Below are 21883 nucleotides of genomic sequence, written 5' to 3'. Positions count from 1 at the left end.
AACTTTAGCGACGGACACTGACAGTTCACAGTCGCCCCAGGGCGGAGACAACTCACATCAGGTCACAGAACGCCACCGGGTGTAACAGTTCCCGGTGTCACGCCGGCTGGTCGGAGGCGTCGGTGACCGTGGCGGCCTGGGGGCGGATCGGGAGGCGGTTGACGGGGCGGCCGGTCGCGGCGCGCACCGCGGAGGCGACCGCCGCCGGGGCCGCGACGACGGGCGCCGCGCTCACGGCCTTCGCGCCGAACGGGGCCACGACGTCCCGCTCCTCGACCAGCTTGACGATGCGGATGTCGGGGGCGTCCAGCGAGGTCGGCAGCGCGTAACCGGTGAGGTCGGGGCGGCGGACGATGCCCTTGGGGGTGCGCAGGTTCTCGGTGAGCGCCGCTCCCACGCCCTGCGTGACGCCCGCCTCGATGCGCGCGGCGAGCCGGCCCGGGTTGAGGACGCGGCCGACGTCCTGGGCGACGGCGAGTTCGACGACGCGTACGGAGCCGATCTCGATGTCGACGTCCACGACCGCGCGGATCGCGCAGAACGCGAGGCCCACGAACGCGTCGCCCTGCCCGTCCGCGTCCAACGGCTCGGTGGGGTGCGGCCGGCACTGCGCCGTCGCCCACAACTCCTTGCCCTCCATGGCCTCTTGGACCGTGGTGGAGAGCACACCGTCGTACGAGGTGATCTTGCCGTCGGCGATCTGGAGCAGCTCGGTGGACATGCCGAACTTGTGGGCCAGCGGCTGGAGAAGCTGCGTACGGACCATCTTCGCGGCCCGTTCCACCGCGCCGCCCGACACCCAGGTGTGGCGCCCCCGGCAGCCGGGCCCCGCGGGCGGCTGGTCGGTGTCGACCGGGGCCACGTGGACCTCGTCGACGCCCAGGGTGTCCTGCACGATCTGGCGGGCGAGCGTGCTGAAGCCCTGGCCGGTCTCGACGGCCGCGCAGATGACGGTGGCGACGCCGTCGTGGACCTTGACGGTGGCCGTGGAGACCTCGTCGGCGCCCTCGGCGCCCAGCATGTGCACCATGCCGATGCCGTAGCCGACGCCCCGGCGCACCGCGCCCGGCTCGCCCGCGCCCTCGGGCCCGCCCGGCAGCAGCCACTGATCGGCGGGGGTGTCCTTGGGCAGCGCGGGCAGCGGGAACTCCCGTACGGCGTCAAGGAGTTCGGCGACGGGCGCCGGGCAGGTGACGGTCTGGCCCGTGGGCAGGACGTCGCCGGTCGCCAGCACGTTACGCATGCGCAACTCGGCGGGATCCAGGCCGAGTTTCTTCGCCAGCTTGTCCATCTGCGCCTCGTGCGCGGCGCACACCTGGAGCGCGCCCTCACCCCGTACGTGCCCGGACGGCGGGTTGTTGGTGCGCACGGCCCAGCCCTCGATGGACGCGTGCGGCACGACGTACGGGCCGCAGGCGAAGGCGACGGCCGCCGCGAGGGCGTCCGAGGACGTGTCCGCGTACGCGCCGCCGTCGAGCAGGATCTGCGCCTCCACCTTCACCAACTTCCCTTCCGCGTCCGCGTGATGGCGGTAGCGCAGCAGAGTCGGGTGGCGGTGCGGGTGGCCGAGGAAGGACTCCTCGCGGGTGGCGGTGAGCTTGACCGGGCAGCCGGTGCGCAGCGCGAGCAGACCGAGCGGCAGATGGAAGCTCGGGTCCTCGCGGTCGGCCGTCGCGCCGGGCACGCCGGTGACGACGACCTTGACGCGCTCGGGCTCCAACCCGTAGCGCGCGGCGGCGAGATCGCGGTCGCCGTGCGGGTCGGTGGACGCGATGTACAGCTCGACGCCGCCGTCGGGCCGGGGCACGGCGAGACCGGCCTCGGCGCCGATGGGCGCGGGGTCCTGGCGGCCGATGCGGTACAGGCCCTCGACGATCACCTCGCCGGTCGCCGCGGTGTCGCCGTGGCGCAGCGGGATGTGCCGGATCAGGTTGCCGTCCGGGTGCAGCGGCTCCGCGCCGAACGACTGCTCGGGGTCGGTGACCGGCTCCAGGACCTCGTACTCGACGACGATCGCCGCCGCCGCCATCCGCGCGGTGTCCGGGTGGTCGGCGGCCACGGCGGCGAGGGCCTCGCCGTGGTGGCGTACGACGTCGGAGGCGAACACCGGGCGGTCCGCCGTGCGGTGGCCGGGCAGCGGCCCGCCGGGCACGTCCTCGTGCGTGACGACCGCGCGCACGCCGGGCATCTCACGCGCGTGGGTGGTGTCGATGGAGACCACGCGCGCGTGGGCGTGCGGGGAACGCAAAATCGCCGCCCACAGCAGGCCCTCGGCCCACAGGTCGGAGGCGTACGGGAAGGTGCCCTCCGCCTTCGCGCGCGCGTGCGTCGACGGCAGGGTCGTGCCGAGGCCGTGCGGCAGCGGCTCAGGTTCGGCGACGGCGGGGGCCGCGGGGGCCTCGGTCGTCTCGTTGCTCACGCGTCCTCGCCTCCGTTCGGGAAGGTGTGCGGGCCCGGGTGGTCCTGCGGCCGTGCCGGGTCCCTTGCCGGGTCCTGTGCCGGGTCGTACGGGGGTGCCTGCCCCGGCGTGATCCTCGGGAACTCCCGCGTCTTCTCGAAGCCCTGGGGGTCCGGGTCATGCGGCTCGTGGGGCATCTGCGGCTCGTGGGGCGCCTGGGGGGCGTGGGGCACCTGAGGGTCGTGGGGCGTGTGAGCGTCCGGCGGGAGCTGGAAGTCGTGCGGGGTCGGGAAGTCGTGCGGGCCCGGGAACGCGCCCTGCCCGGGGTACGGCTGCTGCTCCCCGTACGCGTGGGGCTCCTGGTACGCAGGGGTCTCCTGGTACGGCTGGGCCTCCGCGTGGGGCTCGTACGCCGGGGACTCCTCGTACGGCTGCGGCTGCGGCTGCGGCTGCTCGTAGGGCTGGGACTCCTCGTACGGCTGCGACTGCTGCCGCGGCTGCTCGTACGACGGCGGCTGGTCCGCGGTCTGGCCCTCCTGGGCGGCGCCCTGCGTGCCACGCGTGCGGGGCGAGCGGAACGCCTCGCCGAGCGCCGGGCCCGCCTGATGCGGGATGCGGCCCTCGGCGCCGGAGCTTTCCGTGCCCTCGCCGGGCCGCGCGGAGGTCTCCGTGGTCTCCTCGGACGCCGACTGCGCCGACGCGCGCCGCTCCCCCGCGACCTGCCGTACGGCGTCGAGCACGCCCCGGTAGCCGGAGCAGCGGCAGAGGTTGCCGCACAGGGCCTGGCGGGTCTCCAGGTCGGTCGGGTCCGGGTTGCCTTCGAGGAGGTCGTGCACGGTCATCGCCATGCCGGGCACGCAGAAACCGCACTGCACCGCGCCGCACTCGGCCAGCGCGCGCTGCACGTCGGAGGGCCGGCCGTCCTCGGCCAGACCCTCGACCGTACGGACCTCGCTGCCGGCGGTGGTCGCCGCCGGAACCAGGCAGGAGGCTACGAGACGGCCGTCCACCTGCACGTTGCACGCGCCGCACTCGCCCTGCGAGCAGCCGTCCTTGGCACCGGCGAGGCCGAGGCGCTCACGCAGTACGTACAGCAGCGACTCGCCGATCCAGGCGTCCGTGACGGGGCGGTCCGAGCCGTTGACCCGCAGGACGTAGCTCATGAGCGGCTGGTCGTCGTGGAGGAACGTGGGGGCGGGCTCAGCGGTTTCGCCGGTGGCGGTGGTTTCGGGGGTGGCGGTGGTTTCGCCGGTGGCGGTGGTTTCGCTTGTTTCGGGTGCCTCGGGGGTGGCGGGGGCGTCCTTGGCTTCCGTCGCGTCGGCGGGGGCTTCGGCGGGCTCGGGCACGTCCGTCGCCTCGGGCGCTTCCGTCGCCTCGGGCTGGTCGGGCTCGTCGGCGGGGGTTTCCTCGGTCGTTTCGGCGTCCGCCGGGGCTGCCTCGGCTTCCGCAGGGGCGTCCGGGGCGGCTTCCGGCGCCGGTGCCTCAGCCTCCTGCGCCGGTTCCGGAGCGGCCTCGCTGACGGCTTCGGGCGCCGCGGAGGCATCCGGCAGCGCCGCGGCTTCGGCCCCCGGGACGGATTCCGCCACCGGCTCGGGCGCCGGCTCCACGACCGGCTCCGCGACGGGCTCCGCCGCCGGTTCCGCCGCGTCCCGCGCCCACGCCTCCGAGGCCCAGGGCGCCGGAGCGCCCCCGGGCAGCGTGGCGGGCGGCGTCCGGTCGCCCCAGTGCGCGGCCAGCGCCGACGTGGTGAACTCCCCCGACTCGTCGGGCAGTTCGCTCTCGGCCAGCGGGATCGACCAGGGCGCCGCCTGCTGCGGCTCCACCGGCGGGTGCCCGGCCTGCGGGTGCGCCACATGCGCCGCCTGCTCGCCCTGCGGGTGCTGGGCCTGCGGGTGCTCGAACGGCGAGTGCTCACCCTGAGGATGCTGGCCCTGCGCCTGCTCGACCGGCGGGTGCTGGCCCTGAGGGTGCTGGCCCTGCGGGTGCTCGAACGGCGAGTGCTCCGCATGGGAGTGCCCGCCCGCGCCGGTCAGTTCCGGCGGGAGCATCCAGACCCCGGTGGCCGCCGGATCGGTGGCGGCGGCACCGGTGGCCGGGCTCACCGTTATCTGCGGCGGCACATAGCCGTGGCCGGGCGCGGCGAGGGGCGCCTCGTCGGGGAAGCCCTCGGGCGGCAACTGGACGAAGGCGGTGGCATCGGAGTCGTATTCGCCGCGCGGCACCGGCTGCCAGCCGTCAGGGCCGGGACCGGGGCCAGGACCGGGACCGGTCTCTCCGCCCGAACCGTGGTACTCGTTCGTCACGACAGCGCCCTCCCAAGTGCACGTCGGGCCAGCACGGCGACGGTGCGCCGCAGATGCAGTACGGCGGGCGGCAGCGTCTCCTGGGTGCCGTCCGGGGCCGGGGCGGGGTCGGGGATGCAGGCGGCGGCGACGTACTCGCCGAACGCCCGCACCGCCTCCGGTACGAGCGCGCCGCGCTCGCCGTCCCAGTCGATGAGCGAGGCGACCCAGCTCTCGGCCTCCAGGGGCCGCAGCGGCATCGGCGCGATGGCGCCGACCGCGCAGCGCACCCCGCGCCTGGCCGGGTCGAGGACGAGAGCGACGGACGCCATCGCGCGGCCGGGGCCGGTGCGTCCGGTCGCCTTGAGGAAGACCTGCGGGGCGTGCAGCAGCGGCACGCGGACGAAGCCGATCAGCTCGCCGGGGCGCAGCATCTCCATGCCGGCGAGCAGGTGCGAGACGGGGACCTCGCGGCGGGCGCCGCCGGGCCCGGCGATGATCAGGGTGGCGTCGAGGGCGGCGAGGACGGGCAGCGAGTCGTTGGTGGGGGCGGCGGAGGCGATGTTGCCGCCGAGGGTGCCCGCGTTGCGGATCTGGGGCGGGCCCGCCGCGCGCGCGGAGGCGGCGAGCGCGGGCATGAGGGCGGCGAAGTCGGGGCGGCCCATGCGGGCGTGGGTGAGTCCGGCGCCGAGCAGCGCGTGGCCGTCCTGGTACTGCCAGCCGCGGATCTCGCTGATCCGGCCGAGGCCGACGAGGGCGGCGGGGCGGAGTTGACCCGCGTTGACCTGGGCCATGAGGTCGGTGCCGCCGGCCACGGGCACGGCTGCGGGCAGGGCGGCGAGCGCCGCGACCGCCTCGTCCAGCGAACCCGGAAGTACCGCGGCCTGTGTCGCCTGCGGTGCGTGCGTGGTCAAACCGGCTGCCCCTTCCCGATGCCCGGCCGCGCGCCCGGTGGACCCGGTGATCACCCCTAGTCGGCGCGGCCGTGTGTGGCCTGCCGTCCTGTCGCGTGACCGCCGTTACCGCCGTTACGCCTGTTCCGCCGTACGGTACGTGCTGACAGGCCGGACGTGGCAACTCTGGCACATTCTCCCAGGTGCCCGGAGAGGGGGTCCGGTAGGAGGCATTCGCCCCTTCCACCTGGGAGATGACCTCATGGGCGGCACATCTGCATTGAGGGCGAATTGGCACTCTTCGGCGATGTATGCGGTGACGTACGCGGGAAATAAGTGCCGGTCGCGGGCGCGGGGCGGGCGGCTTACGCGCGCGGGGAGGCACGCCGGGCTTCCCGCTCCCGGGGGACACGCCGCGCGCCCGCCGGACTCACACGTTCGGGGGTGCCCCTTCGATCGGGCGTCCGAGCAGCCCGGGGCGCCGCTGCCAGGGCAACGGGCCTGTGGGCGGGCGGTAGTCGACGCCGAGCGCGTCGAGCCGCCGGTAGTGGCCCTCCATGCGGCGCGTGAAGTCGGCGTAGTCGCGGGCGGCGGGCCGGGGCAGTTCGCTCCAGGCGACCTCGCTGAACGCGGCGAGGCGCGGGAACGCCTGGTAGTCGACGCGCCGGGCGTCCTCCATGACCTCGGTCCACAGGTTGGCCTGGGTGCCGAGGACGTGCCGGGCCTCATCGGGCGTCAACTCGGGCGGTACGGGCTCGAACCGGTAGACGTCCTCCAGGGTGCGGACGTAGCCGATGGGGACGGGCTCGTCGTCGCCGGGTGCCTGCCGGTGGTCGAGGTAGACCTGCTGCTCGGGGCACATGACGACGTCGTGTCCCGCACGGGCGGCGGTGATGCCGCCCGCGTAGCCGCGCCAGGAGGAGACGGCGGCGCCGGGCGCGAGGCCGCCCTGGAGGATCTCGTCCCAGCCGATGAGCCGGCGGCCGCGCGCGGCGAGCCAGGTGTCGAAGTGCCGGATGAACCAGGACTGCAGCTCGTCCTCGTCCTTCAGGCCGAGTTCGGCTATGCGGGCCTGGGCGGCCGGGGACGCCTTCCACTGGTCCTTGGGGCACTCGTCGCCGCCGATGTGGACGAACGGCGAGGTCTCGGCGGGGAACAGGCCGAGGAGTTCCTCGAAGACGCCCTCGTAGAACCGGAGCACGTTGTCAGTGGGGGCGAGTACGTTCGGATTGACACCCCAGGTGTCCCAGACGGGGAGGGATGACGTGTCGATGACGTCGGTGTTGCCGAGTTCCGGATACGCGTGGATGGCGGCCTGCGAGTGGCCGGGTACGTCGATCTCGGGCACGACCGCGATATGCCGGGCCCGCGCGTAGGCGACGATCTCGCGGATGTCGTCCTGCGTGTAGTAGCCGCCGTGCGGCCGGTCGTCCCAGAGGGGGGACGCCCGGTGGCCGGATTTCGTCCGCGTCCGCCATGAGCCGTGCTCGGTGAGGCGGGGGTGGCGCTTGATCTCCACGCGCCAGCCCTGGTCGTCGGTCAGGTGGAAGTGGAAGACGTTCAGCTTGTGCGCGGCCATCAGGTCGAGGAAGCGCAGCACGCCGTCCTTCGGCATGAAGTGCCGGGCGACGTCGAGCATGGCGCCGCGCCAGCCGAAGCGCGGCGCGTCCTCGATGCGGGCGGCGGGCAGCTCCCAGGTGCGGCCGGGCAGCGGGGCGCGCCGGCAGGCGTCGGGGCCGAGGAGTTGACGCAGCGTCTGGGCGGCCCAGAAGACGCCGGCCGCGTCGCCGCCCGCGAGGTCGGCGCCGTCGGAGGTGACGGTCAGGCGGTACGCCTCGGGGGCCAGCGCGGGATCGAGGCGCAGGCGCAGGGTGTCGGGGGCTGCGGGTGCTCCGGCGCCGGGCGGGGCGGCGGGCGGCAGGGCGAGGCCGGTGGCGGCGCCGAGGGTGGCGCGCAGCCAGCGGGCGGTGTCCTCGGTGCCGGGGTCGGCGGCGATGCCGGTGTGGTCGCCGAGGGTGTACGTGCCCTCGCCCGCGGCGATGCGCCGGGGGGCGGGGACGAGATCGGTGAGTGCCATGTGCGTAAGACCCTTTCAGCCGTGACCGCTCAGTCCTTGACCGCCTGAGCCGGTCCTTGACCGCTCAGTCCGTGAGCGACCGCGTCAGTCCTTGACCGCGCCGCCGAGACCGGACACCAGGCGCCGCTGGACGAGCGTGAAGAAGACGAGTACGGGGACGGTCATCACGGTGGACGCCGCCATGATGCCGCCCCAGTCGTTCTCCTCCGGTTTGAAGAAGACGAGCAGGGCCATGGGCAGCGTCGAGTGTGAGGTGTCGCTGATGATGAAGGACTTGGCGAACAGGAAGTCGTTCCAGGTGGAGATGAAGGAGAAGACGCTGGTGGCGACGAGTCCCGGCAGGACGAGCGGGAAGAGGATCTGCCACAGGAACCGGGCCCGGCTCGCCCCGTCGATGTACGCGGCCTCCTCCAGCGCCTCCGGCACCGCCTTGACGAACCCGCGCAGCATCCAGATGGCGAACGGCAGGGAGAAGGCGAGGTGCGGCAGGATCAGCGCGCCCAGCGAGTTGAGCTGCCCCGCGTCGCGCATGAGGAAGAACAGCGGGATGGTGAGCGCTTCCACGGGCACCATCTGCGCGACGAGGAACATGACGAGAAGTGTCGTACGGAACCGGAAGCGGAACCGGGTGACGGCGGTCGCCGCGAGGAACGCGATGAGCGCGGAGGCGACGACGACGGTCCCGGCGACGAGCAGGCTGTTGGCGAAGTACCGGCCGAAGTCCTGCTGCTGGAAGACGCGGCGGAAGGAGTCGAGCGTCGGGCTGAGCGTCCACGGGCGCGGCGTGCTGGACTCGATCTCGCCGGCCGGGCGGAAGGCGCCGAGCACCATCCAGTACAGGGGGAAGGCGACGACGAGCGCGGTGAGCAGCGCGACGCCCTCGGCGGCGAGCCGGCCGGGGCGGCGCGGGCGCCACGCGCGCGGGGTGCTGCGGACGTTCACAGTTCCCGCCCTTCCCTGCGCATCAGCCGCAGATAGACGAGCGTGACGGCGAGCAGGATGACCAGCATGACGACGCCGATGGCGGAGCCGAGGCTGTACTGGCTCGCGGCGAACGCCTTCTGGTAGGCGTACACGTTGAGCACGAGGTTCTGGCCCGCGATGCCGCCGCCGCCCGTCATGACGTAGATCTGGGTGAAGACCTTGAAGTCCCAGATGATCGACTGGATGGTGACGACGACGAGGACGGGCCGGAGCATCGGGGCCATGACGGAGCGCCAGGTCCGCCACTGCGAGGCGCCGTCGAGGGCGGCGGCCTCCAGGACCTCGCCCGGGATGGCGCGCAGCCCCGCGTAGACGGTCACCATGACGAAGGGGAAGGAGCACCACACCACTTCGAGCAGGACGAGGGCGAACGCGCTGTAGCGGCCGTACGTCCAGGAGAAGTCGCCGAGCCCGAGGACCTTGTTGACCGGGCCGAAGTCCGCGTCGAAGAGGAACATCCACACGGTCGAGCCGGTGACGGCGGGCGTCGCCCACGCGCCGAGCGCGGCCAGCATCAGCGCGAGCCGCGGCAGCGCCCGTACGCGGGTCAGGAGCACGGCGAGCGCGCAGCCGACCAGGAGGGTGCCGAGGACGCAGGCGGCGGCGAACAGCACGGTCGAGCTGAGCACCTGCCAGAACTGGCTGTCGGCAAACAGCTCGCGGTAGTTGCCAAGGCCCCGGAAGGTGGTGGGTTCGCCGCCGCTGACCTGGCCCTGCGTGTAGTGCAGGACGGAGATCAGGCCGAGCTGGTAGACGGGGTAGACGAGGAGCGCGCCGAGCACGGCGAGCGCGGGGGCGAGATACAGCCAGGGGGTCCGGCGCGCCCCGCCCACACCCCCGCCCGCCCGAGCGCTCCCGCTCCCCCGGCGATCCATGGCCCCTCGGCGATCCATGGCCCCTCGGCGGTCCACGGCCGCCCGGCGGTCCACGGCCGCCCGGCGATCCCCGCTCGCCCGCACGGTCCCCCTCACCCGGCGGCCCCGAACGCCTCGTCCATCTTGCGGGCCGCGTCCCCGGCGGCGGCGCCGACGTCCTTACGGCCGCTGACGATCTGCTGGAACATGGTCGGCAGGACGAGCGAGGCGTCGATCTGCGCCCAGCCCGGCGACGCGGGCACGAACCTGGTGCCGGCGGCGAGGGTGTCGACGAAGGGCGCGACGAACGGTTCCTTCTTCGCGGCCTCGGCGCGCACGTCCTTGTACGTCGGCAGGAAGCCCATCGCGTCGAACAGGGCGCGCTGGGACGTCTTCCCGGCGAGTTCCTTCATCAGCGCGACGGCGAGCGTGCGGTGGGAGGTGCTCTTGAGGACGCCGATGTTGTTGCCCCCGGCGAACGCGGGCGCGATCTCGCCGGGCCGGGTGCCGGGCAGCGGGACGACCGCGTACTTGCCCTTGACCTTGCCCGCCTCGACGGCCTGGTGGCTGAAGTCGCCGCCGATGGCCATGGCGGCCTTGCCCGCGGCGAACGCGGTGACGGTGTCGTTGCCGCCCATCGCGGCGCACTTGGCGGCGGGGCAGTTGTCGTCGCCGAACAGGTCGGTGTACGCCTTGATGCCCCTCTTCGCGGCGGGGCTGTCGAGGGCGGAGGTGTAGGAGTCGCCCTTCTTCGCGGCGAGTTCACCGCCGGCCGCCCACACGAAGGGCAGCGCGCCGTACGTATAGGCGCCGCCGACGGCGATCCCGTACAGGCCGGGGCGCTTCTTGTGGACGGTTCGTGCGGTGGCGGCGAGCTGGGCCTGTGTCTTCGGCACCTTCAGGCCGAGGTCGGCGAAGACGTCGGTGCGGTAGTAGAGGGCGCGGACGCCGACGAAGTAGGGGGCGCCGTAGACCTTTGTGCCGACCGTGACGGACTCCTTGGCGGTGGGGTCGGTGTCGGCGGCCTCGTCCCACGAGCGGAACGCGGCGCTGACGTCGGCGAGTCCGCCGTCGTGGACGTATCCGGCGGTGTCGGTGTTGCCGTACTCGATGACGTCGGGGGCGCTCGCCGGGTCGTTGAAGGCGGCCTTGACGCGTTCGGCGCGGGTCTCGACGGGGATGTACTCGACCTTGACGCGGGCGCCCTCGTGCGCCTTCTCGAAGCGGGCGACGGCGGCGTCGACGACCTTCTGCTTGGGCTTGTTGGCGACTTCCTGGAACAGCCAGACGCGCAGCGTGCCGTTCTTGTCGTCGGCGCGGGGCCCGGAGCCGCCGGAGGTGGCGGGGGCGCAGGCGGCGGCGGTGAGGGCAAGTGCCAGGAAGGGGACGGCGGTTCGTGCACGGAGCTTCATCGGGTACGCCTTCCGAAGTGTCGTTGCAACATACGCAATGGCAGTTTCGCTGTGCACAACACGAGGGAGGCTAGAAGGACTGGACCACCGAGCGCAATAGGCCCGCGCAAGACGTACGGGAACGCACGAGGGCCCCCGGCGCGCACGATGGCGCACCGAGGGCCCTGCGAGAGAAAGCGGAGGCGGAGAGGGGGAAGGGCGCGGCTACTTCTTGCCGCCGCCGTCCTTGCCCTTGTCGTCGCCGCCGGAGTTCATCGACTCGTAGATCTCCTTGCACATGGGGCACACCGGATACTTCTTCGGGTCGCGTCCGGGCACCCACACCTTGCCGCACAGCGCGACGACAGGCGTGCCGTCGAGCGCGCTCGCCATGATCTTGTCCTTCTGGACATAGTGGGCGAAGCGCTCGTGGTCGCCGTCGCCGTGCGACGTCTGCGGCGTCGGCTCTACGAGGGTCCCCGTACCTGTCCCGCGCTCGGGCTCAAGAGTGCTCATAAGGGCCAAGGGTACTGAAGCCCGCGCGCGGGACGAAGAGTCGCCGGGATCTCGCACCGGCCCGCACCGGATCGCCCCTCGGCGCGGGCGCGCGGTCAGTTGAGGGAAGGGTCGTCCGGGTAGGTGGCGATCATCGCGAGCTCGCCGCGCTGGCGCCGCAGCACCGCACGCCACAGCCCCTCGGGCCGCGTCGCGGAGACGTCGCCGGGCTCCGACTCGACGACGTACCAGGCGCCCTCCGCCAGTTCGCTCTCCAACTGGCCCGGGCCCCAGCCCGCGTACCCGGCGAAGATCCGCAGCGAGCCGAGCGCCGCCGCGAGCAGCTGCGGCGGCGCGTCCAGGTCGACGAGGCCGATCGCGCCGTGCACCCGGCGCCAGCCGAGCGGCGCCCGGTCCTGCGCCTCGCCGGGGATGACGGCGACGCCGAGCGCCGAGTCCAGGGAGACGGGCCCGCCCTGGAAGACGACGCCGGGCTCGCCGGCCAGCTCGCCCCAGCCCTCCAGGATGTCGCCGACGTCCACGGGCGTGGGCCGGTTGAGGACGACGCCGAGCGAGCCCTCCTCGTCGTGGTCGAGGAGCAGCACCACCGCGCGGTCGAAATTCGGGTCCGCGAGGGCGGGTGTGGCCACGAGCAGTCGCCCTGTGAGCGAGGACACCTCCGTCATGCCAGACATGATCCCGCATCCGGCGCCCGCACGGGGAGCCCACCGCGCGAGCCGCGTGCACGCAGCTCAGGGCGCATGGAAGCGGAACGCGCCCCGAGCGCGCGCCCCGTCACCCCACGCGCCCGTTTCGCCACGGTTCGTGTTGTAGCGAACTCATGACGGTTCCGTGCGCTCCGAGACTTAACGAACAGGGCCGGGCGGCCCTTACGCTTGTCCCTTGTCCCCCTGCCCGTCCACTTCGGAACGCGAGATTCATGACCGTCACCGGCATTGACGACGTACTGCTTGTCCACGGCGGAACCCCGCTGGAGGGCGAGATCCGTGTCCGAGGCGCGAAGAACCTCGTGCCGAAGGCCATGGTCGCCGCGCTCCTCGGCAGCGCGCCGAGCCGGCTGCGCAACGTCCCCGACATCCGTGACGTCCGGGTCGTACGCGGACTGCTCCAGCTGCACGGTGTGACGGTCCGCCCCGGCGAGGAGCCGGGCGAGCTGGTGATGGACCCCTCGCACGTGGAGTCGGCCAACGTCGCGGACATCGACGCGCACGCCGGTTCCTCGCGCATCCCGATCCTGCTGTGCGGCCCGCTGCTGCACCGGCTCGGCCACGCGTTCATCCCGGGCCTCGGCGGCTGCGACATCGGCGGCCGGCCCATCGACTTCCACTTCGAGGTGCTGCGCCAGTTCGGCGCGACCATCGAGAAGCGGGCGGACGGCCAGTACCTGGAGGCCCCGCAGCGGCTACGCGGCACGAAGATCCGGCTGCCCTACCCCTCCGTCGGCGCCACCGAGCAGGTGCTGCTCACCGCCGTCCTCGCCGAGGGCGTCACCGAGCTGTCCAACGCGGCGGTCGAGCCCGAGATCGAGGACCTGATCTGCGTCCTGCAGAAAATGGGCGCGATCATCGCCATGGACACCGACCGCACCATCCGTGTCACCGGTGTCGACAAGCTCGGCGGCTACACCCACCGCGCGCTGTCCGACCGCCTCGAAGCCGCGTCCTGGGCGTCGGCCGCGCTCGCCACCGAGGGCGACATCTACGTGCGCGGCGCGCAGCAGCGCTCGATGATGACCTTCCTCAACACGTACCGGAAGGTCGGCGGCGCCTTCGAGATCGACGACGAGGGCATCCGCTTCTGGCACCCGGGCGGGCAGCTCAAGTCGATCGCGCTGGAGACCGACGTCCACCCCGGCTTCCAGACCGACTGGCAGCAGCCGCTCGTCGTCGCGCTCACCCAGGCCACCGGCCTGTCCATCGTCCACGAGACGGTGTACGAGTCGCGCCTCGGCTTCACCTCCGCGCTCAACCAGATGGGCGCGCACATCCAGCTCTACCGCGAGTGCCTCGGCGGCTCCGACTGCCGCTTCGGCCAGCGCAACTTCCTGCACTCCGCGGTCGTCTCCGGCCCCACCAAGCTGGAGGGCGCCGACCTGGTCATCCCCGACCTGCGCGGCGGCTTCTCGTATCTGATCGCGGCGCTCGCGGCGCAGGGCACCTCGCGGGTGCACGGCATCGACCTGATCAACCGCGGTTACGAGAACTTCATGGAGAAGCTCGTCGAACTCGGGGCGAAGGTCGAGCTTCCCGGCAAGGCGCTCGGGTAACCGTCTGTTCTCCCCCTCGCGGGGCCATTACGTTGAAGGGGCCGACCGGCACGCACGCCGGTGCGGCCCCTTCGTCGTGTCCGCACCTCTGACGCCCTGCGAGTTCCCATGATCCGGCTCCCCCGCCCCGCCGCCCTGCTCACCGACATGGACGGCACCCTCGTCGACACGGAGCGGTCCTGGCTCGGCGTGGTCGCGCGGCTGACGGGCGGCCCCGTGCCGGACTCCTACGCCGGGCTCACCCTCGCGGACGCGGCCCGCAGGCTCGTCGACGAGGGCCGTACGCCGATGCCGTACGAGGAGTGCGTCGCCTGGCTCGACCGGGAGTTCAGCGCGGCTGTGGCGGCGGGTGTGCGGGTGCAACCGGGGGCGGTGGCCCTTCTGGACCGGGCGCGGGAGCTGGGGGTTCCTGTGGCCCTTGTGACCGCTTCCGAGCGGCATGTGGCCGAGCTTGTCGTCTCCGCGCTCGGGGCGGACCGGTTCTCGGTGCTGGTGACCAACGGCGACACGGAGCGCGGCAAGCCGCACCCTGAGCCGTATCTGGCCGCCGCCCGGGCGCTCGGGGTCGGGGCGGAGGTCTGTCTTGCGGTGGAGGACACTCCGACGGGGGTCGCTGCGGCTGTCGGGGCGGGTTGCAGGGTCCTCGCGGTACCTTCCGTACCGGGGATCCCCCCATCCCCCCGCACCACATTCACGCAGACCCTGACGAACGTCACCCTGACCTGACCGGCGGGCGGCGGTTTGTTCCCTAGGCGGGGTGGCTCAACCCGTGGAGATCCTCAACTTTCGTCGTGGCTGATCGCGCAGTTCCCCGCGCCCCTAGGTAAGTGGGTGGCTCCGGCCGTGGAGATCCTCGACTTTCGTCGTGGCTGATCGCGCAGTTCCCCGCGCCCCTGGAGGGGCGACTGCGTCGCCACCTCCATCGGGGGAAGCAGGGGCGAAGCCCCGCTTCCAGGGGCGCGGGGAACTGCGCGAGAAGCCCCGCCCAGCCGCAGACGACCGACTACCCCGGGGCGCGGGGAGCTTCCCTCCGTGTTTGGGGAACCCGCCCCCACCAAGAACGCGGAGAGGGCGGTTGCCCGGGGGGAAATCCCGGACAACCGCCCTCTGTGCGCCTTGGGGCGGGTTACTTGCCCTTGGCGGCTTCCTTGAGCTTGGAGCCCGCCGAAACCTTCACGCTGTAACCGGCCGGGATGTTGATCGGCTCACCGGTCTGCGGGTTACGAGCGGTACGAGCGGCACGGTGCGTGCGCTCGAAGGTCAGGAAGCCGGGGATGGTGACCTTCTCGTCGCCCTTGGCAACGATCTCGCCGACGGTCTCGGCGAACGCGGCCAGCACGGCGTCGGCGTCCTTGCGGGTCACCTCGGCACGGTCGGCCAGCGCGGCCACCAGCTCACTGCGGTTCATGTTTGTACTCCCGTGTTCTTCTTGCCGTTGAGGCGTGCCACGCGGCGGAGCCGCATGTTGGGCAACAGCGAAGCCGATGCTGCCAGGGTCTGGGTCAGGCCCAGGACCCGGGTCCTTCGTCCAGACCCTCGCGCCCGTGGGGGCGCCCCCTGGACGTGGTCCTCGGAGGAGCATCCTGCCCCCACCAGCGGCGGTAAAGCCAATCCGGCACCCGTGGGGGTCACACGGACAGCGCCACCACACCGGCGCGAGACGGGTCGGGGGCCTGCTTCCCGGCCACCCTAGAGGGCGCCCGGGGGCCCCGCGTTCCGCGACGCGCCGGGCCTCAGGCGGTCGTGGTGCCCGTCACAGCCGCCCCGGCGGCCTTCGCGGCGTCGCGCACGGCACCGGCGACGGCACCGGCCACCTTGTCGTTGAAGACGCTGGGGATGATGTAGTTCGGGTTCAGCTCGTCCTCGCTGACGACGTCGGCCAGCGCCTTGGCGGCGGCCAGCATCATCTCCGTGTTGACGGTACGGGACTGCGCGTCGAGCAGGCCGCGGAAGACGCCCGGGAAGACCAGCACGTTGTTGATCTGGTTCGGGAAGTCGGAGCGGCCGGTGGCGACGACGGCGGCGGTCTGCCGGGCGACGGCCGGGTCGACCTCCGGGTCGGGGTTCGCAAGCGCGAACACGATGGCGCCCTCGGCCATGGCCGCGACGTCCTCGCCGCCGAGCACGTTGGGGGCGGAGACGCCGATGAAGACGTCGGCGCCGACCACGGCCTCCTTGAGCGTGCCGGTCAGGCCCTCGGGGTTGGTGTTGTCGGCGATCCAGCGCAGCGGCGAGTCGCTGTCGGCGTCCTTGAGGTCGTCGCGGTCGGCGTGGACGACGCCGTGGATGTCGGCCACCACCGCGTTCTTCACACCGGCGGCGAGCAGCAGCTTGAGGATCGCGGTACCGGCCGCGCCAGCGCCGGACATGACGACGCGGATGTCGCCGATGGCCTTGGTGGTGACGCGCAGCGCGTTGGTCAGGGCGGCGAGCACGACGATGGCGGTGCCGTGCTGGTCGTCGTGGAAGACCGGGATGTCGAGGGCCTCGCGCAGCCGGGCCTCGATCTCGAAGCAGCGGGGCGCGGAGATGTCCTCCAGGTTGATGCCCGCGAAGCCGGGGGCGATGGCCTTGACGATCTCGACGATGGCGTCGGTGTCCTGGGTGTCCAGGCAGATCGGCCAGGCGTCGATGCCGGCGAAGCGCTTGAAGAGGGCGGCCTTGCCCTCCATGACCGGCAGGGCGGCCTTCGGGCCGATGTTGCCGAGGCCGAGGACCGCGGAGCCGTCCGTCACAACCGCAACGGAGTTGCGCTTGATGGTCAGACGGCGGGCGTCCTCGGGGTTCTCCGCGATGGCCATGCAGACGCGGGCCACGCCGGGCGTGTAGACCATGGAGAGGTCGTCACGGTTGCGGATGGGGTGCTTCGACGCCATCTCGATCTTGCCGCCGAGGTGCATCAGGAACGTACGGTCGGAGACCTTGCCGAGGGTGACGCCCTCGATGCCGCGGAGCTGCTCGACGATCTCGTCCGCGTGGGAGGTCGACGAGGCCGCGATGGTGACGTCGATCCGGAGCTTCTCGTGGCCGGAAGCGGTGACGTCGAGGCCGGTCACCGAGCCTCCGGAGGACTCCACGGCGGTGGTGAGCTGCGAGACGGCGGTTCCGCTCGCGGGCACCTCCAGCCGGACCGTCATCGAGTAGGAGACGCTGGGCGCCGTTGCCATGGCCGACTTCCTCTGCTTTCACCGTGTAGCTGTTGCCGTCCGATGGTCGCACCTACCGGTGAGTACGTGGTAGCCGCATCGGATTGTGAAACTTACGTTCATCTCCATTTCGGAAACTGACTTCCACCATACGAGAAGTCAGCCCCGGCGGGAAGGGGCGGCCGGGAAGAAGCGGAGGAACGGCAAGAGGCCCACGTCACAGGGTGACGTGGGCCTCTCTCACGTTCATGACACCGGCCCGCCATGCTCGCCTCGCGGCAAGTGGTCCCTCTGAGGGACGAAGGTTGGGCCCGGGGGCTTGGATCGAGCCGGTGCCGTCATCAACGGTAACACCGGCGGCCCTTGAGGCAAGAGCGCGTCCCCGGCGACGTACGAACCCGCCCCCGGACGCCGCACCCGCCGGGCCGGACCTCAGTCCCGCAGCAGGTCGGGCACGCCCTCCGCGTCCGGCTCGTCGCGCTCGCCCGAGACGACCGTGAGCTGCTGCGTGGCCCGGGTCAGCGCCACGTACAGCACCCGCAGGCCCGCCGGTGACTCGTCGGCGATCTCCGCGGGCGAGACGACCACCGTGGCGTCGTACTCCAGGCCCTTGGCCTCAAGGGAGCCGAGCGCGACGACCCGCTCGCCGAGCCCGGACAGCCAGCGCGCCGCCTCCGCCCGCCGGTTCATCGCCACGACCACGCCGACCGTGCCGTCCACCCGCTCCAGCAGGCGCGCGGCCTCCTCCCGTACGGCGTCCCCGAGGCGGCCGCGCGCGACCGTGAACCGGGGCTCGACGCCCGTGGAGCGGACCGCCGACGGCGCCTGCGCGCCCGGCATGGCGAGCGCGAGGACCTTCGCGGCCAGGTCCGCGATCTCGGAGGGGTTGCGGTAGTTGACGGTCAGGGTGAAGCGGCGGCGCGGGCGGCTGCCCAGCGCCTCGTCACGGGCGGCGCCCGCCTCGTCCGGGTCCGACCACGAGGACTGCGCCGGGTCCCCGACGACCGTCCATGTCGCGTGCCGCCCGCGCCGGCCGACCATCCGCCACTGCATCGGCGTCAGGTCCTGCGCCTCGTCCACGATGACGTGCGCGTACTCGGTGCGTTCCTGCGCGAGCCGCTCGGCCCGCTCGCGCTGCGTCTCCTCGCGTACGGGCATCAGCTCCTCCAGACCGGTGAGCTGGTCGAGCGGGTCGTACGCGCGCTTCTTGCGGGGGCGGGCCGGGGCGCCGAGGATCGCGTGCAGCTCGTCGAGCAGGGCGACGTCGTGCACCGACAGGGCGTCCCGCTTGAGGGAGCGGGCGACCTTGCGGACCTCGCCCGGGTTCAGCACCCGCCGCGCCCAGCGGCCGAGCCGCTTCTCGTCGGCCATCGCGCCGAGCACCGCGCGGGGCGTCAGCTCGGGCCACCACGCGTCGAGGAAGCGCGTGAACGCGTCCTCGGAGGTGATGTCCTCGTCAAAGGAGGAGCGCAGCTCGGCGGCCAGCTCCGGGTCGGTGTGCCGGCCGGCCGCGCCGGACTGCTCCCACAGCGCGTCGAGCAGCAGCCGGCGGGCGCGCGGGCGCAGATGGTTGACGGGGGCGGTGCCGCCGAGCGCCGCCTGCCGGATGCGGTTCAGACGGCCGGCGTCCAGCTCCAGGCGCCGCCCGAACGCGACGACCCGCAGCCGCTCCGGCACCACCGTACGGGCCCCGGCGGCCGGCTCGGCGTCCCCGAACGCCAACTGGCCGCTCTCCTCCGCCTCCTCCGCGTCGTCGGGGTCGGCGGGCAGCTCCCCGCCCAGCGTCTCCAGGGCGCCCCTGGCCGCCTTGCGCAGCACCTTCAACATGCGCGAGGAGCCCTTGACGCGGGCCACGGCCGGGGAGTCGTAGACGGTGGCCTCGGCGCCGTCCACGAGGGAGCCGACGGCGCGGATCGCCACCTGCCCCTCCTCGCCGAGCGAGGGCAGCACGCCCTCGGTGTACGCGACGAGCAGCGGGGTCGGCGACACGATGAGGATGCCGCCCGCGTACCGGCGCCGGTCCTGGTAGAGCAGGTACGCGGCCCGGTGCAGCGCCACGGCCGTCTTGCCGGTGCCGGGCCCGCCCTCCACGTACGTCACCGACGCGGCGGGCGCGCGGATGACCTGGTCCTGCTCGGCCTGGATGGAGGCGACGATGTCCCGCATGGAATGGCTGCGGGCCTGCCCGAGCGCCGCCATCAGCGCGCCGTCGCCGACGGCGGGCAGCTCACGGCCGTCCAGGTACGCGGTCAGCTCGGGGCGCATGAGGTCGTCCTCGACGCCGAGCACCTTGCGGCCCTTGGAGCGGATGACGCGGCGGCGCACGACGCGGCCCGGGTCGACGGGCGTGGAGCGGTAGAACGGCGCCGCCGCCGGGGCCCGCCAGTCGATGACGAGCGGCGAGTAGTCCGCGTCGAGGACCCCGATGCGGCCGATGTGCAGGGTCTCGGCGATGTCGGCGGTCCGCCGGGTGCCGTCGTCGCGGACGGCGCCCTCGGCGGGCTCGACGGCGGTGTACGCGCCGTCCGGGCCCTTCTTGCCGTCCTTGCCGGCCAGCAGGTCGATGCGGCCGAAGAGGAAGTCCTCGAACTCGTTGTTGAGCCGGTTGAGGTGGATGCCCGCGCGGAACACCTGGGCGTCCCGCTCGGCGAGGGCGCCGGGCGTGCCGACCTGCCCGCGCTTGGCGGCGTCGTCCATGAGGAACTCCGCCTCGTGGATCTTCTCCTCCAGACGCCGGTAGACGGCGTCGAGGTGTTCCTGCTCGACGCCGATCTCGCGGTCGCGCACGGAGTCCGTGTCCGCCGGCGCGGCGACGGACGTGCCGCCGGGCGTGCCTGCGGACGTGTCCGTGTTCACCGCGGGAGTGTGCTGAGCCTGAGCGGCCACCGGGCCCCCTTCTGACGTGCTGGGCAGCCGTCAAAGGTACGCGAAAGGGGACCCCGGAGGCTACGCGCGCGGCGCGCCGCTACGCGTTCACCTCGACCAGCCGCCTCCCGTCGAGTGTCTCCACCTCGAAGTGGTCGATCCGGTCGCGGGCGAAGGCGGCGCCGCCGTGCACGTACAGCGGGTATCTGGCGCTCTCGTGGGCGCTGCCGGCGATGCCGTACCCCCACGCCGGGACGGCCCACGTGGTGACGGTCTGGCGTTCGCCGTCCTTGCCGACGGCGACGAGGGAGCAGGTCAGCGGGCCCTTGACGTTCTTGAGCCGGAGGACGGCGTGCGTGCCCCACGGCTTCTTCTCCAGGCCGATGGTGGCGCTGACGCCGGTGCGCGGGTCGGTGGCGGTGATCTTCTCCGTCACGTGGTGCAGGAAGGCGTCCTCGGCGGGGCTCGTCGGGTGCGGGTCCGCGACCGCGCTGTGCCCGCTCCCGCCGCTGTCGGAGGTGAGGGCGAGGACGGTCAGCGGGCCGCCGACGACGAGGGCCGCGGCGGCGGCCGCGAGCCCGATGCCGAGCCACCGCCTGCGGGCGCGCTCGCGGGCGACGCGCGCGGTGAGCGCCCGGGACAGCTCCGGGTCGGGACGCGCGGCGAGGGAGGCGCCGACGAGGGGCCCGGGCCGCTGCTGCCCGGGCACTCCGGCGAGCGCGGCGAGCAGCGGTTCGGTGCCGCCGAGTTCGTCCAGCTCCGCCTGGCAGCGCGGGCATCCGGCGAGGTGGATCTCGAAGGCGTCGGCGTCGGCGGCATCGAGGACACCGAGCGCGTAGGCGCCGACCGCGAGGTGCGGGTCCTCGCCGGGCCACGGCGGCTCGTGCCCGTACGCGCCTGTCATGCCGTCACCCCCCGCTCCTCCAGCGCCAGCTTCATCGAGCGCAGCGCGTAGAAGACGCGGGAGCGCACGGTGCCGCTGGGGATGCCGAGCGTCTCGGCCGCCTCGTTGACGGTACGCCCTTTGAAGTACGTCTCCACGAGGACTTCCCGGTGGGCCGGGGTCAGGTCCTCCAGGGCGTCGGAGAGCGTCATCAGCCACAGCGCCTTGTCTATCTCGTCCTCCGCGGGGATGACCTCCAGCGGCGACGGGTCGACCTCCTGCGGCCGGGCCTGCCGGCTGCGGTGCGCGTCGATGACGATGCGCCGGGCGACCGTCACCAGCCAGGGGCGTACCGAACCGGCCGCCCGGTCGAGACGGCCGGCGTTCTTCCAGGCCCGGATGAGCGTCTCCTGCACGACGTCCTCGGCGCGCTGCCGGTCGCCCGCGACCAGCCGGAGCACGTAGGCGAGCAGCGGCCGGGCGTGCTCGGCGTAGAGCGCGCGCATCAGCTCCTCGTCCGGCCCGGGCGGCCGGGGTGCGCGATGTCGGGCCCGGGGAGGGCGTTCATCGGCCACGGCGGCATCCTTGCGCAACTCCACCTCCGCTGTCCCCGGTTCGGCGCGTCGTCCCGCACCGGACCGCACCGGGCTCCAGACAGTGGTACGGGTGTGAACGCGAGGGTGTTCAACCGGAGTTGGAGAATCGCGCGGCGGCCCTGCGCCGGTGGCGGGCGACGCGTTCGCGGTTGCCGCAGACCTCACTGGAGCACCAGCGGCGGCGCCTGCCGCGCGAGGTGTCGAGATAGATCAGGGGGCAGGAGTCGCCCTCGCACTGGCGCAGCCGGCCCCGGGCGGCCGGGTCGGTGAGCAGGTCGACGGCGTCCCGGGCGACGGCGGCGAGCAGCGCGGGGCAGCCCGGTTCGTGCTGGAGCGCGCGGACGAGGGCGCCGTCGGCGGCGCGGACCGCGCAGGGCACGGGCGGTGCGGCGCGGGCCGCCGCGTTGATCCGTTCCAGGGCGCGGGGCGCGGTCCGCTCCGCGAGTTCGGCGCGGACCAACTGGGCGATGCTGTCACGCAGTTCGCGGAACGCGGCGAGCCAGGCGGCGCCGCAGGCGGGCGGCCCTGCGTGCTCGGGGACGAGCCCGGCACCGGCCAGCCAGGCGCGCAGCCGGTCGGGCGTCGTCAGGCGTTCGGCGGGGTGCGCGGTCGCCACGAGGTCCAGGCAGAGGCGGCCCGCGTCGAACCGCAGCGCGTACGCGGGGGCGGCGGGTGCGGGGGGCGAGGGGCGGGAGCGTATGGGTGTCGCTGCCATGCCCTCTACAGTGCCCG

17 protein-coding genes are annotated in these 21883 nt (G+C 73.1%); 2 read left to right on the top strand and 15 right to left on the bottom strand.

Annotation, left to right across the window (positions count from 1 at the left end):
- Nucleotides 1-97 precede the first annotated feature (97 nt).
- The 9 genes from ACZ7LY_RS12550 to ACZ7LY_RS12510 form a co-directional block, all read right to left on the bottom strand.
- A complete protein-coding gene (locus ACZ7LY_RS12550; RefSeq protein WP_471624528.1) occupies nucleotides 98-2419 on the bottom strand; it encodes a xanthine dehydrogenase family protein molybdopterin-binding subunit in 2322 nt (773 codons plus the stop codon).
- Complete coding sequence (locus ACZ7LY_RS12545) at nucleotides 2416-4701, bottom strand: (2Fe-2S)-binding protein (RefSeq protein ID WP_471624527.1); 2286 nt, start codon at nucleotides 4699-4701, stop codon at nucleotides 2416-2418. Before ACZ7LY_RS12545 ends, ACZ7LY_RS12550 begins: the two co-directional genes overlap by 4 nt.
- Nucleotides 4698-5594, bottom strand: coding sequence for an FAD binding domain-containing protein (locus ACZ7LY_RS12540; RefSeq protein ID WP_471624526.1), 897 nt, complete (start codon nucleotides 5592-5594; stop codon nucleotides 4698-4700). The genes ACZ7LY_RS12545 and ACZ7LY_RS12540 overlap by 4 nt, the downstream gene beginning before the upstream one ends.
- Before the next feature lie 409 nt (nucleotides 5595-6003).
- Nucleotides 6004-7650, bottom strand: a complete 1647-nt coding sequence (locus ACZ7LY_RS12535) for a beta-N-acetylhexosaminidase (protein ID WP_471624525.1) — start codon at nucleotides 7648-7650, stop codon at nucleotides 6004-6006.
- A gap of 84 nt (nucleotides 7651-7734) precedes the next feature.
- The gene (locus tag ACZ7LY_RS12530; RefSeq protein ID WP_471624524.1) at nucleotides 7735-8592 is read right to left on the bottom strand and encodes a carbohydrate ABC transporter permease; all 858 of its coding nucleotides are present in this window, start codon (nucleotides 8590-8592) and stop codon (nucleotides 7735-7737) included.
- Nucleotides 8589-9509, bottom strand: a complete 921-nt coding sequence (locus tag ACZ7LY_RS12525; protein WP_471624523.1) for a carbohydrate ABC transporter permease — start codon at nucleotides 9507-9509, stop codon at nucleotides 8589-8591. The genes ACZ7LY_RS12530 and ACZ7LY_RS12525 overlap by 4 nt, the downstream gene beginning before the upstream one ends.
- Before the next feature lie 92 nt (nucleotides 9510-9601).
- Complete coding sequence (locus ACZ7LY_RS12520; protein WP_471624522.1) at nucleotides 9602-10900, bottom strand: extracellular solute-binding protein; 1299 nt, start codon at nucleotides 10898-10900, stop codon at nucleotides 9602-9604.
- A gap of 204 nt (nucleotides 10901-11104) precedes the next feature.
- Nucleotides 11105-11395 (bottom strand): DUF3039 domain-containing protein, encoded by a 291-nt coding sequence (locus tag ACZ7LY_RS12515; protein ID WP_471624521.1) that lies wholly within the window; start codon nucleotides 11393-11395, stop codon nucleotides 11105-11107.
- 95 nt (nucleotides 11396-11490) lie between these two features.
- Nucleotides 11491-12060 (bottom strand): YqgE/AlgH family protein, encoded by a 570-nt coding sequence (locus tag ACZ7LY_RS12510; RefSeq protein WP_471624520.1) that lies wholly within the window; start codon nucleotides 12058-12060, stop codon nucleotides 11491-11493.
- Nucleotides 12061-12314: 254 nt separating this feature from the next.
- Here ACZ7LY_RS12510 and murA point away from each other — a divergent pair, with 254 nt between their 5' ends.
- Nucleotides 12315-13661: a UDP-N-acetylglucosamine 1-carboxyvinyltransferase gene (gene murA, locus ACZ7LY_RS12505; RefSeq protein WP_471624519.1), complete on the top strand. Its 1347-nt coding sequence runs from the start codon at nucleotides 12315-12317 to the stop codon at nucleotides 13659-13661.
- Nucleotides 13662-13769: 108 nt separating this feature from the next.
- Nucleotides 13770-14387 (top strand): HAD family hydrolase, encoded by a 618-nt coding sequence (locus tag ACZ7LY_RS12500; RefSeq protein ID WP_471624518.1) that lies wholly within the window; start codon nucleotides 13770-13772, stop codon nucleotides 14385-14387.
- A 400-nt stretch (nucleotides 14388-14787) separates the two neighbouring features.
- Here the strand turns inward: ACZ7LY_RS12500 and ACZ7LY_RS12495 are convergent, their stop codons facing one another.
- The 6 genes from ACZ7LY_RS12495 to ACZ7LY_RS12470 form a co-directional block, all read right to left on the bottom strand.
- Nucleotides 14788-15069: an HU family DNA-binding protein gene (locus ACZ7LY_RS12495; protein WP_016645140.1), complete on the bottom strand. Its 282-nt coding sequence runs from the start codon at nucleotides 15067-15069 to the stop codon at nucleotides 14788-14790.
- Nucleotides 15070-15394: 325 nt separating this feature from the next.
- Nucleotides 15395-16828, bottom strand: coding sequence for an NAD-dependent malic enzyme (locus ACZ7LY_RS12490; RefSeq protein ID WP_471624517.1), 1434 nt, complete (start codon nucleotides 16826-16828; stop codon nucleotides 15395-15397).
- A gap of 411 nt (nucleotides 16829-17239) precedes the next feature.
- Entirely contained in the window at nucleotides 17240-19594 is a 2355-nt protein-coding gene (locus tag ACZ7LY_RS12485) for a HelD family protein (protein ID WP_471624709.1), read from the bottom strand.
- A gap of 178 nt (nucleotides 19595-19772) precedes the next feature.
- Nucleotides 19773-20576 carry a zf-HC2 domain-containing protein gene (locus ACZ7LY_RS12480; protein WP_471624516.1) on the bottom strand — a complete coding sequence of 268 codons (804 nt, stop codon included), beginning with the start codon at nucleotides 20574-20576 and terminating at the stop codon, nucleotides 19773-19775.
- The gene (locus ACZ7LY_RS12475; protein WP_471624515.1) at nucleotides 20573-21154 is read right to left on the bottom strand and encodes a sigma-70 family RNA polymerase sigma factor; all 582 of its coding nucleotides are present in this window, start codon (nucleotides 21152-21154) and stop codon (nucleotides 20573-20575) included. Before ACZ7LY_RS12475 ends, ACZ7LY_RS12480 begins: the two co-directional genes overlap by 4 nt.
- 85 nt (nucleotides 21155-21239) lie before the next feature.
- A complete protein-coding gene (locus ACZ7LY_RS12470; RefSeq protein ID WP_471624514.1) occupies nucleotides 21240-21866 on the bottom strand; it encodes a CGNR zinc finger domain-containing protein in 627 nt (208 codons plus the stop codon).
- Nucleotides 21867-21883: the final 17 nt, after the last annotated feature.

Source organism: Streptomyces sp. NPDC107550 (assembly GCF_055639095.1).
This window is presented reverse-complemented; position numbering and strand designations above follow the sequence as displayed.